Below are 12400 nucleotides of genomic sequence, written 5' to 3' on the forward strand. Positions count from 1 at the left end.
CGTTCGCTATGAAAAACTTTCGTTTTTTTTCTTTGGCATTCCGGTCCCGGCTCAGCCTGATCGCCTTTAGTATACTTTGCGTTGCCAGTATTGGTCAGGCCTTTGCGCACGCGCAACCTGAGACTCAATCGCCAATGGCGGGTACAGTCATCAAGGCGCCCACCGAAGTCCGCATCACTTACGATGAGGCGCTTGAGTCGGCGTTTAGCAGTCTGGTCGTCAGCGATGCACAAGGCAAGCAAGTCAATAACGTCAAGGCTGAAGTGGATGGCGCGACACACAAGACCATGCATGTCTCATTGCCGGCGCTACCGGCTGCGGTCTATCAAGTGAAATGGGTGGCGGTGGCAGATGACGGTCACCGTACGCAAGGTAGTTATAAATTTACGGTGAAGTAATGGGAGCGGTTGCTGCTAATTGGCTTCAACCGCTGTTTGCGGCAGTGACGAATGCTGCGCTGGCAATAGCGGTGGGGATCGCTGTGCTGCGACCGGTATTGCAGCCTGCGGCGTTATCGGTGGCAATGCTCAAACGTCTCACCGCTATCGGCCGCTGGGCCTGCGGCTTGATCGGTATCGCACTGGCCGCATATTGGTGCGCCAGCACCATCGCCATGACTGACAGCCAAATCACCGACCTGCCAGCGTCATTATGGTTAGTACTGACGCAATCACATTTTGGGTCGATGGTATGGCTGGCTTTCGCAGCATGGGTATTGCTGACAATCACGACGATCGCGGTAAAAATACCTGCGCGGCATAACCTATTTGTGCTTGGCCTGATCGTTTTTTCTCTCGCACGTGCGGCCACGGGACATGCTGCTGATGATGGATTTTTCAGCTTCTCGGTATTCATCCACACCGCGCACATTTTAGGGGCGACGGCTTGGGCCGGATCGGTGCTGCTCTGCGTCTTGCTCAGCGGCGACTGGGAACTTTGGCCGTTAACTCAGCGCGTTGCCCTAGCGCATCGTTTGTCCGACGTGGCCACCTGGGCGTGGGTCGTTGTTGTTGGCAGCGGCCTTTTTAATGTTGCTCGCACACTCGAAAATGCGAGCAATATCTGGGCTTCCGACTACACTTGGATATTATTGGCAAAGCTGTGCGCAGTGGCGATCGCTTCCGGTTTGGGATTGCGAAATCGCTGGCATTGGATGATCAGATTAGACCGTGACGAAACAAAGGGCGCAGCCGGTTTTAGACGCGTCTTGATTGCTGAACTCATTGTTTTGTTGATAGTGCTGGCATTTGCTGCAAAGTTGGGAACGACCATGCCAGCGCAATAACGCATTTGGGAAATTGGACCTGAATTAAAAAAACGCAATCGTGTGAAACATGGCGTGTCACGTGGATTGCGTTTTTTATTTTTAACCAGCTGTCCGAATTAATTAAATGTCAGTCCACATTCTAAGGAGGTTATGGTAACTTCCGGTCAATTGTACCAACGCGTGAGAGTCAGCACCACTTTGTGTCAGGCGCTGTATCGCGCTATCCAGATCAAACAATAAAGTGCGTTGTCCATCATCACGAATCATGCTCTGAACCCAGAAAAATGCCGCTAATCGGGCACCGCTTGACACAGGCTTGACCTGATGCAAACTCGTGGCCGGGTAGACAATCATATGACCGGCAGGCAGTTTCACCGATTGCACACCGTATGTATCCTCAATCAGTAGTTCACCGCCTTCATAGGTATCTGGCTCACTCAAAAACAAGGTCGCCGATATATCAGTACGGATCTTCATCCGGCTTCCCGGAATCTGCCTGATTGCACCGTCAACATGGCTGCCGAAAGCCATCCCACCCTGATAGAGATTGAACATGGGTGGATAAACGTGATTGGGTAGCGTCGCACTGATAAAAAGAGGATGCCGCTCCAGCTCGGCCAGAATCAAGTCTCCCAGTTCAATTGCAATCGGCGCGTGTTCATTGATTTGCAGATTGCGCTTGACCTGAGCACCTTGATGGCCAGCCGTCGCACGACCATCGACCCATGCGTCCCCCGCGGTGTCCAGCTTATCTCGGACCAGTTGAAGCTGCTCGGCATTCAATACCTTCGGAATTTCTAACAGCATGGGTCAATCACCTTCAATTAAAAACGATAGTTTACGCTGGCGAGCATGGTGATGCCAACACCCGGTACGGAACGACCGCCATCGGAAGGTATCAATGCATCGATGTAATGTTTGTTGGTCAAATTGAGCAAGTTCAAACGTAGATCATACTTCGGTTGATGATACGCCACAGTAGCATCCCAACGCGTGTAACCACCAGCAGAAACGACATCGGTATTGCTGGCAAAACGATTCGACATGTATAGCATACCGCCGCCAACTTCCCAGACCTTGGTGAGATTATAAGTCGTCCACAAAGTCATATTGTCGCGCGGCGTATTCGCCAGCGTTTTACCTTGCGTACCGTCCGCAGCCGAGGCATGGATCACGGTTGGATTCAAGTGCGTATAGCCACCAATCACTTGCCATTGTGGTGTAATGTGACCGCTTGCGCCCAATTCGAAACCAGTGACACGGACGTCTCCGTCAAGTTGATATACACCCGTCGTTACCAGCGAACGCGCATTGGTTTTTTCAATATCAAAGATCGCCGAAGTCAAGGAGAGGTCGCCGTTAAACAGATCCCACTTGGCACCGACTTCATACGATTTATTGGTTTCCGGCGCGACGTTCTGTAGTCCCGAAGTGACGGTCAACTGTTCGAGTGATGGATTAAACGAGGTCCCGTAAGATGCATAATAAGATTGCGCGTCGGTCGGTTGATAAATGACCCCTGCGCGTACACTAGTGAAATCAACAGTTTGATCCGCACGGCTCAACGCTGGCGTACCGGTGGCGATACTGTTATTTAACGCAGCTTGATACCGATCCCAACGTACCCCACCCACCAGCTTCCATTCTTTATTCAAAGCAACAGTGTCATTCACGTACGCCGCCAATGCATTCGCGCTCGACGTAGCACGATTGCCCAGGGTGGAGGTGACGTTCGCAGGCTGCGATTGATAGACCGGATTAATCAACGTGACAATCGGCAGATTATTGCGCGTGTAGCCCGTATTGTCGTACTCATCATGGCTAATTTCGGTCCCCACGATCAACGTATGCTTGAGCGTGCCGGTATCAAACTTACCAATCAAATCGGTCTGGTTGTCTAGCGACTGATCATGAATATTACGATCATGACTGCTCAGTTTTACGTACAATTGACTTAATGGCAATGCCGTTGTATTGCCTGTTGCCACCGTTGGCAACGCCGTAAAGGTGCCATTAGTTACGGTGCCAACGTTATTCGCCGCGGTTTCCCGTGCGTCCGTTACGTAATTACTAAACTGCGTCTGATTGCGCAAAGTCCAAATGTCGTTGATCTTATGCTCAACGCGTGCGCTGATGATCGCCACGTCCTGAATGGTACGGTCATCATTGAGGCCGTAAAAAGTATCACGCGAAACTTGCGCCGAACGACCATTTACTGGGGGCAAACCGTAATCAGGCATGTCACGATTATGTGAAATCAGCGCTGAGAAGGTCACTTCAGTTGGCGTACCGATACCGAAGCGCAAGGAAGGGGCAACCCCGAAATCTTGATTACTCATTTGATCGCGATTGGTTTTGGCTTCTTGCCCCATCATTTCGACACGAAATGCCGACGTATCGGACAGCTTGCGATTGAAATCGCCGGTCGAGCGCACACCGCCATTGGTGTCTGCACTGAGAGATACTTGATTTGCATCTGTCAAAAATGGTGCCTTGCTGACCTGATTAATCACACCGCCAGTTGAACCGCGACCGAACAACATGGACGAAGGGCCCTTCAACACTTCAACCGATTCAAGGTAATACGTATCGCGATAATACTGACCACGGTCGCGCGAACCATCCAGATACATATCAGTACGCGCGCTGAAACCTCGTAAATTGAAATTATTACCGATTTGGCCACCTTCAGCGCCACCGATCGTGATACCCGGGACATTCCGCAAAGCCTCCTGCAACGAGGCCGCGCCTTGCGCTTCCAGTACCGCACGGTTGATCACATTGACCGATTGGGGGATATCACGAATCTTCGTCGCCACCTTGCCGCCGACAGTACTGGTCCCGGGATTGTAGTCCGACTTATCAGTCCCGCTTTTTACCGATACTTCCGGCAACGTTGCTTCAGCTTGTGAAGTTTGGGCGGTTTGTACAGTTTGTGCGAAAGCGGCTTGTTGCGTTGCAACAGGGGCAGCAAAAGCGGTCAGTAATGCAGCTGCCAATGGCGTGAGACGTCGTTTCATTACTTAATTCCTTGATTAGTCAGTAACTGCCCGATGCATTCGGGCAGATGGCGTTTTTAACGATGAAGAATTTGGCGGGCTGGCCGGATAAAAACCCAGTTGGCTGACTAATATTCACAAAAGCAATAAATAGATACTGGATACCAGATACGAATATACGAATATACGAAGATGCAGGTGGTCAGGCGATTCTTAGGCGCGGATTGCAACAATTCACAAGGCAATATTCAATTTCTGCATAATTTTTCGTTAGCACGGAATTTAATACGAATGATTCTTATTGTCAATTAACGTGCGGAGCAGTATTGTTTTCCCGCAACAACCTGGCCTCCGGAAAAGATTTATTGACAACCCTGAGCGGATGAAGATTATGAAAACATACTTTCATGAAGAGCGAGACAGGTTGAGCACACCATGGTAAGTTGTTAGGTTATCTGGCAAGATAAAAATCCGCCTCACTTACTTGCTTGCCCGGATAAAGTCTCACTTTCCGATAGTTGTTTTTATGCAACAGTAGAGAAGTTGAAAACGGACTAAACTACTTTTATTACATCGCTCAATAACCGAAAAGGAAACTCACGATGTTTATCCTCCGAAAATCTGTACGGCCCTATTTACTCGCTTCGGCTCTGGTAATGACAGCATTATTGACGGGCTGTTCCACGTCCGGTGCCGATCCCATGGGAATGATGGGACACAGCATGCAGCCAAAGTTGGACGGAGCACACGAGGTGCCTCCAAATGACTCCCAGGCCAGTGGCGTTGTGACAATCACGGTGGCGGCAGATAAGTCGGTCAGTGGCAATATAGTAACTACCGGCATTGATGGTAAAGCCGCGCACATTCACCTTGCTGCGGTTGGGGTTAACGGTCCCGTGATTGTGCCGCTCACCAAAACAGCCGATAACACATGGTCCGTTCCTGCCGGCGCGACATTAACAGACGGCCAATATGCAAGTTATATGGCGGGAAATTTATACGTCAATGTGCATAGCGCTGCCCATCCGGGCGGAGAAATTCGGGCACAGCTGACCAAATAAGACGCCAGGGTATTGATCTGGTTTGAGGAATTGCAGGCGGCCGGATTTATAGCGAAAGAAGCGATGACGATCAATGTTTTAAAGATCTTCATCGCTTTCCTTGTATTGGAATAACAGACTTCCGAAGAGCGTACCGAGACCGTTTCGGATTACGCTGGATCGGGGGTTCCATAACAGACTGGTCCTGTAAGATATATTCAGCAAATTCATCAAGAATGGCGAAGCACGCTCATTCGATATAACGTCAATTTATTGCGCTAAGACGCTATGACCCTCATTGCACTAAAGTTAAAAAACTATTTTTCGTCGCGTGGCGTGGCCGTCTATCTGGCTTTGGCTTTTTCCGCCCTTTCCCTTCTGCTTACTTTTATTCTGGTCGGGGTCATTGAAATCTCCGCGACCGATTCCATTAAATCACGCATCGGCAATAGTCTGGCGGAACTGGCGACCCAAACTTCCGAGACCTTTGATCGCGGCATGTTCGAACGCTATCGCGAGGTGCATTTGATCGCATCGCGCGATGATCTCGGCATGCCTGCAATTGACCTGCCCCAACGTCGGCAACAGTTGGAGGCCCTTCAAGAGAGCTATCCGTACTATGCCTGGATAGGCATGACAAACATTGATGGCAAGGTACTCGTATCGACCAGAAAAATGTTGGAGACTACCGATGTTTCGCAGAGACCCTGGTTCAAAAACGCACTTAATGGCATCTATTTAGGGGACGTCCACGAGGCAAAGTTATTAGCCAAGCTCCTGCCGCATTCCACGGGTGTGGCCAATACCGTTAATAATGAGCCCGTGCGCTTTGTCGATATTGCATTTCCATATCATGATAAAAACGGCCAGGTAAGCGGCATTCTCGCTGCCCACCTGTCATGGCAATGGGCCAACGATATAGAGCAATCGATTGTGACGCCGATGGAGCAACGAAAGAACGTCGAATCGATCATCGTCGATAAAGATGGCAAGGTCCTGCTCGGCCCTACCGATCTGAAGGGGCGCACCATCAATCCGCCTAGTCTGAAGTTGGCGCAAAACCTGGGCTCCGGTCACACGATTGAAACCTGGCCAGATAATCAGCGTTACCTCGTCGGTTACAGCTACAGCAAGGGCTACCAGTCTTATCCCGGCATGGGATGGACGATATTAGTCCGACAAAGCGAAGCCGATGCATTTTCGCCACTAAAGAAAATCCAGCAAAAGGTCATTTGGACCGGTCTTGCTTCGGCGGTACTATTTTCCCTGTTGGGCTTGCTTGTCGCGCGCAATATCATTCTGCCCTTGCGGGCACTTGCCAAATCCGCGCAAAGAATACAGAACGGCGAAATCGCAGACATTCCTGCTTCACCGAGTAATAATAATTATTTCGAAGTGCAAGCATTGACTTCCTCGCTTAACGGACTGGTCGGTAATCTGCTCAAAAAGGAGTCGGCGTTAAAAGAACTGAATCTGACCTTGGAAAAGCGTGTCGAGCAGCGTACCGCGGAGCTTGGTCGCGCGCTAATCAAAGTAACAGCGAGCGAAACTCGGATACAGAGCATTATCGAAACCGCGCAGGCGGCCTTTATCGGCGTTGACTTGCATGGAAACTTCATCGACTGGAATACACAAGCTGAGAAGATGTTTGGCTGGAGCCGAAAGGAAGTAATCGGCAAGCAGATGTCGCGCATGATCCTCCCGGCAAGGTTTCAGGCGATAGTAGACGAAGCAATCGAGAAGGTGGTCCGGATAAGCGAATTAAGCGGATCGGGGGACTCAAGCGCTCTGGCTAAATTAAATGCCCTGAGTTTTCTAAATCATCGTATGGAACGGATTGTCCTGGACCGCCAAAATAAAGAATTTCCAATCGAAATTACGATTAGTCTGGTTCACAATAAGGATCACTTCTTTTTTAGCGCTTTTTTACACGACATTTCTGATCGGAAGGAAGTTGAGCGAATGAAGAATGACTTCATCTCAACTGTCTCTCATGAACTTCGTACCCCCCTGACATCAATCAGGGGATCCATCGGATTACTGGTCGGCGGCGTCGCTGGAGAATTGCCAGCCCCGGCCAAAACGCTGCTGGAAATCGCGAGTAAAAATTGCGCGCGACTAGTGCGTCTGATTAATGATGTGCTCGATATCGAAAAAATTGAATCCGGCAACATGCGTTTTGATATGGTCAGCCAGCCGCTACTAACGTTGGCACAACATGCCATTGACGCTACCCAGGGCTACGCGGCACAGTTCAATGTGAACCTGGTTTTACAGGTGGCCCCGGAAGACATAAAAATACAAGTTTGCGCGGATCGCGATCGGTTGATACAGGTGCTGATAAATTTGCTTTCGAATGCGATTAAATTTTCGCCAGAAAACGATACCGTAACATTGCGAATTGCACCGCATATTCATACGCTTGAAAACTGGGTTCGCTTGTCGGTCATTGATCACGGTTGCGGCATCGGGATAGAATTTCGCCAGCACATTTTTCAAAAATTTGCGATGGCTGATTCGGCCGATTCTCGAAAAAAAGGAGGTACCGGCCTGGGACTAAGTATTAGTAAAAATCTGGTTGAACAGCATGGAGGACATATCGGATTTTTCAGCGCAGCCGGAGATCCTACTGAATTTTTTATCGACTTGCCGTCCCTTACAGAGCTGTCGTCACCCGATGTGCCAGAGGCACAAACTGCCGTTGAGAGACAAATATGACATTGCCATCGGCCACACAGCCTTCAACCGCGCTCGTCTCCATTATGTACGTAGAGGATGATCCAGATATTCAAAGCATTGCCAGATTAGCGCTTGAGTCGATAGGCGGCTTTGACGTCACCATCTTTGGGTCCGGGAAAGAGGCATTGGCGGCCATCAATAACGGCAATCGTCCTGACCTGATTTTATTGGACGTCATGATGCCGGAGATGGATGGGATATCGACTTTGACAGCGTTGCGCGCGCTACCCGCGTCTGCCAAAACACCGACGATATTTATGACTGCGAAAGCGCAACCGCACGAAATAGCCTTTTTAAGATCGTTAGGTGCGTTGGACGTGATTGCCAAGCCGTTTGATCCCATGCTGTTGGCGCAACTGATACGAAAATTGTGGAGCAAGAAATAATGAATGGACCAAACGGACCGATCGATAATGAGGATCCGGAGTTAGCGCGATTAATGATTTCCCTAGGGAAAGAATATGCCGATATTCTTCCCGCCAGGTTTGCGCAGATGCATGCGGCACTGGATCGATTCAAAGAGCATTCGGAAAAAAAAGACGCAAATGGCGATGCAACCAAGCAAGCTGAGGCCATTAGCACCTTATTTCACCTGATGCATTCGCTCAGCGGCAGCGCCGGCAGTTTCGGCTTTACCGCTCTTGGAAAATTGGCCAGCCAACTGGAACAAAAAATGCAGTTGCAGATTACTGAAAATATCTGGTCCGAAAAAACCTTCATCGATATTAAGGATGGTATCTCAGAATTGGAAAAACGTCAGCCAAATTTCGCAAGCTCAAAAACCAATCCAAACGTGGGCTGATATTGGTGGACGTATTGAAAATGTGCTGTGGAAATATGAAACCATATGTATTCCCACTTTACAATTTGCAGAGACGAAATATACTAGCAAAACAGGTAACACAGAGGAAATTAACACGCAATGGATAACTCGGCTATTTACAGCAAGACCTCTAAGGGCATAAACGAGCTGAAAAGCGGTGCCAGAAATATCCCGCGAGATGATGCGCGCGTATTAACGCTGATCGACGGCACATCAAGTGTTAACGATCTGAGCGAAATGCTTGATTCGGCAAACAATAAAAAACTGGACACCACACTTGCGTCGTTACTTAACCAAGGATTGATCCGCGTTTTTTTCCATGGAAATCAGGACGCACATCAATTATTAATGGATACGCAGCAGCCGACGCAATTTACATCAGACGGCATGATTAAATTTACGCAAGCGCTGCCGACAATTCAAGTCACTGAACTCACACTGCGCGAAAGCGTACAAGCTTGGGCAGAAGCACGCCGGGGCGCTACCATACTCGAAAAAAAGGGATTTTATACCTACGGACAAAAACCATCTGGCTTCGTTTCGAACAACAGCACCGACGCCCTTAGAGTCATGGTCGTCGAAGATGATGAGTCGCTCAGCCATCTACTCGAAACACTGCTAAAACATAAAAATTTCGAGGTCCAGATCGTCGACAACATTGTGAGTGCAATTACTAGCCTGAACGCGCTTTCCGCGCCTGAAAGTGGTCCGCTGCCCGATCTGGTGTTATTGGATGTCATGTTACCCGGACTCGTTGGAAAAGATGGATTTCACGTGTTGGAATACATCCGCCGCCATCCGGCACTTCAGCAACTTCCCGTTATCATGGTCACGTCACAAATTACAGACGAATATGTCATGCGCGGGCTGAAAGCTGAGGCTGATGGCTACATTTTTAAGCCGTTCAAATGGCAAACGCTCTATGAGTGCATACAGAGCGTCACGGGAAGATAAGCCAGTGTCATGTCTTAACCGATCATTCGGAAACCTCTTATTCGCGCGGAACTGCGCCCGTGAAGCGATGAAGATAGAGTTCATTCAAACAGTCTTGTTCGCTAGGTTCCGGGCGCTAATGCTTTGCCGGCACATCAACGTTCGCGTTATTCACCTCGTTGCTAACAGTTATGGTGCCAACTAGCGTCTCTGCTAGCCTTACCGTATCGTCAACACTTAAACTGTTCAATGAGTTAACTGGAATAACCGATGACTTCAGCCCAGTCAGAAGCTCATACACCGGCCCTTTGAGGCGCGCCAATAAAAGTCGCTTTCCATCGATCGCGACAGATCGATAAAAATCCAGCAACGCCTCAATACTAGAGCTATCAAGATTCGGCGACTCTTCCAGGCTAATAATGACCGTGTGGATCGATGGATCAGCGGCCTTCATAGACAACCTCGCCTGGGTTAAAATTCGCTCCGCGTTGGCAAAAAAAATCGGTTCATTCGGTCTTAAAATAAGTATTCCCGCTACCGCCTTTGCTTGCGGATAGGCGTCAATTTTCACAAAATCGTGGCTGTCTCCGAGCCTGCCCAAGACCACAATCGTAGAAGCGGAAAGCTGTCGGAGCATCATTAAAATGCTAATGACGATGGCCGCCATCAAACCATCCAATACGCCCAATAACAGTACGCAGATCACGGCCGATATCACCACCAGTCGATCCCGGCGCCAGGCGAAATAAGATCGAAATAAAGTCGGGTTCAGCGTGTGACTCACCGCATGTATCACAATGGCGGCTAATATAGGCACCGGCGTGAGTGCAATGCTGGGCAATAACGTTAATACGATCGCCAGCACCACGGCCGCCGCAACCCACCCTGCCAAACGTGAAGTAGCCCCAGCAGCCTCATTGGCCGACGTAGCAGAGTATCCAGCACCGACCGGCATCCCATGAAATATCCCTGAAAGCAAGTTGGAGGCGCCCAAGGCCATCAGGTCACGATTCGGCGACACCTTATCACCATACTTCAGTGCAAAACTCCGAATCGAGCCATACGACTCCGCATACAAGATCATGACCATGGCGAACCCAAGCTCGCCAATACGCAACCACTCTGCATGCGAGAGAACCGGTAAGGCAGGCGCCCCCAGCTGCAATTGAATCGTCCCCACCATCCCGACACCGTAATGTGCCAGGTCCAAGACTTTTCCAGCGCCGATTCCCAGAGCGATGACAATCAAGCCACCAGGAATATGCTTGAATCGTGCCAAAACAAACAACAAGATCAATGCAACGAGCGTCACGGCAACCCCAGCCCAGTTCCACACTGCAACACGGGCCAATAACTCGGGGATGAAACGGATCAGATCGCTGTGCGCAGGTTGGACGCCAACCACGCTCGCGCATTGCTTAAGAATAATGACAATCGCCAGACCAAAAGCGAATCCACGCAAAACTGGCTTAGCGATAAAATCGGTAATGCTTCCCAACCGCGCCAACGCAGCCAGCAGAAAAAAAATCCCGGAAACTAGTACGAGACCAATCGCCAGGGTGAGCCTTAAACCGGCGTTACCATTGGCGATAGCGGCGGTCGCGGCCGCAAGAACCGCTGCGGAAGAAGATGTCGCCGAAACGATGGCGAAACGACTGGTGCCGAGCAAGCCATAACACAACAATCCCGCAAACAAAGCAATCACACCGGCTTGCGGCGGCAAATTGCCAATGCTCGAGTAAGCGACTGCCTCGGGCAATAACAGGCCGGCTATTGAAAATCCTGCAATGACGTCCGACCAACGACTTTGATCGTTCTGTTTATCGCTATTGCTATTACTATTGTTATTGTTGTCGTTCGGCAGATTTATTGAAGCGGAGTTTGACGGCGTGCCCTTGCTGGTCTCCATGGTTTCAACCCACAATCAGACCGGTCCAACCGGGAAGATACCGCGCGTCCTGACTGGCGCCGAGCTTCATCGCTTTTATCATGGCCTTCGCAAAATTGTCCTTCAACAGCGTGCGCGAAATTCTGCTCCGAAAGAAATCGGCCCATAAAAATTCGCTAAACGGTGTCACGTCTTTGGCATACCCTCCTGCGCGCCGTAGTTCTCCTGCCAGACTGCGATAGGGGTCATCCCGCAATTGCTCCAGGCGTTTCGGAATCATATCGAACTTACACCGCACGCCGTCGGCATCATAGGGATGCACCCATTGATGATGGTCCATGACAGTCCAGAATCTTGCCGGTTCGACGAAAGAGAGATCTTTTAACACCAGCAGCGATACCGACTTCACGTCCTCCTCCATCAACGCCAGACCGAAATGATGATGATCAACGATATAGTGGTTGCCCTCCGGACCAGAAATTGCGGGAAACCAATGTCGCTCCAATGCTGCTGTGCGGGCACGTTTATTCAGCTTTTCCCACTCTTTGCGCTTAAGCGCAACCTCTTGCTTCCCAACCGTGATTTGCGTCGGACGAAGCTTTTCAAGCTTCACGCTAACGAGCTGTGGATGCGGGCTTGTCATAGAATTTTCCAGACACCAAAAATTAGAAGATTAATAGGGTAATAGCGGTAGAATTACTTTGTATCAAT

11 protein-coding genes are annotated in these 12400 nt (G+C 49.8%); 7 read left to right on the top strand and 4 right to left on the bottom strand.

Annotation, left to right across the window (positions count from 1 at the left end; genetic code table 11):
• Nucleotides 1-8: 8 nt before the first annotated feature.
• Both JQN73_RS05130 and JQN73_RS05135 read left to right on the top strand, forming a co-directional pair.
• Entirely contained in the window at nt 9-398 is a 390-nt protein-coding gene (locus tag JQN73_RS05130) for a copper resistance protein CopC (RefSeq protein ID WP_205322046.1), read from the top strand.
• Entirely contained in the window at nt 398-1285 is an 888-nt protein-coding gene (locus JQN73_RS05135) for a copper resistance D family protein (RefSeq protein ID WP_205322047.1), read from the top strand. Before JQN73_RS05130 ends, JQN73_RS05135 begins: the two co-directional genes overlap by 1 nt.
• A gap of 102 nt (nt 1286-1387) precedes the next feature.
• Here the strand turns inward: JQN73_RS05135 and JQN73_RS05140 are convergent, their stop codons facing one another.
• Nucleotides 1388-2074, bottom strand: coding sequence for a Fe2+-dependent dioxygenase (locus JQN73_RS05140; protein ID WP_205322048.1), 687 nt, complete (start codon nt 2072-2074; stop codon nt 1388-1390).
• A 17-nt stretch (nt 2075-2091) separates the two neighbouring features.
• On the bottom strand, nt 2092-4287 hold the full coding sequence (locus JQN73_RS05145; protein ID WP_205322049.1) for a TonB-dependent siderophore receptor: 2196 nt from the start codon (nt 4285-4287) through the stop codon (nt 2092-2094).
• Between the two features lie 581 nt (nt 4288-4868).
• On the opposite strand from JQN73_RS05145, the gene JQN73_RS05150 reads away from it, so the two are divergent.
• From JQN73_RS05150 to JQN73_RS05170, 5 genes are all read left to right on the top strand, one after another.
• Nucleotides 4869-5327 carry a CHRD domain-containing protein gene (locus tag JQN73_RS05150; protein WP_205322050.1) on the top strand — a complete coding sequence of 153 codons (459 nt, stop codon included), beginning with the start codon at nt 4869-4871 and terminating at the stop codon, nt 5325-5327.
• 267 nt (nt 5328-5594) lie between these two features.
• Nucleotides 5595-8024 (top strand): sensor histidine kinase, encoded by a 2430-nt coding sequence (locus tag JQN73_RS05155; RefSeq protein WP_205322051.1) that lies wholly within the window; start codon nt 5595-5597, stop codon nt 8022-8024.
• The gene (locus JQN73_RS05160) at nt 8021-8431 is read left to right on the top strand and encodes a response regulator (RefSeq protein ID WP_205322052.1); all 411 of its coding nucleotides are present in this window, start codon (nt 8021-8023) and stop codon (nt 8429-8431) included. Before JQN73_RS05155 ends, JQN73_RS05160 begins: the two co-directional genes overlap by 4 nt.
• On the top strand, nt 8431-8847 hold the full coding sequence (locus JQN73_RS05165) for an Hpt domain-containing protein (protein WP_205322053.1): 417 nt from the start codon (nt 8431-8433) through the stop codon (nt 8845-8847). The genes JQN73_RS05160 and JQN73_RS05165 overlap by 1 nt, the downstream gene beginning before the upstream one ends.
• 120 nt (nt 8848-8967) lie before the next feature.
• On the top strand, nt 8968-9822 hold the full coding sequence (locus JQN73_RS05170) for a response regulator (protein WP_205322054.1): 855 nt from the start codon (nt 8968-8970) through the stop codon (nt 9820-9822).
• Nucleotides 9823-9937: 115 nt separating this feature from the next.
• Here JQN73_RS05170 and JQN73_RS05175 read toward each other — a convergent pair whose 3' ends face one another.
• Both JQN73_RS05175 and JQN73_RS05180 read right to left on the bottom strand, forming a co-directional pair.
• A complete protein-coding gene (locus JQN73_RS05175) occupies nt 9938-11710 on the bottom strand; it encodes a SulP family inorganic anion transporter (protein WP_205322055.1) in 1773 nt (590 codons plus the stop codon).
• A 4-nt stretch (nt 11711-11714) separates the two neighbouring features.
• Complete coding sequence (locus JQN73_RS05180; protein ID WP_205322056.1) at nt 11715-12332, bottom strand: ParB-like protein; 618 nt, start codon at nt 12330-12332, stop codon at nt 11715-11717.
• Nucleotides 12333-12400 lie beyond the last annotated feature (68 nt).

It is taken from the genome of Glaciimonas sp. PAMC28666 (genome assembly GCF_016917355.1).
Lineage (GTDB): Bacteria > Pseudomonadota > Gammaproteobacteria > Burkholderiales > Burkholderiaceae_D > Glaciimonas.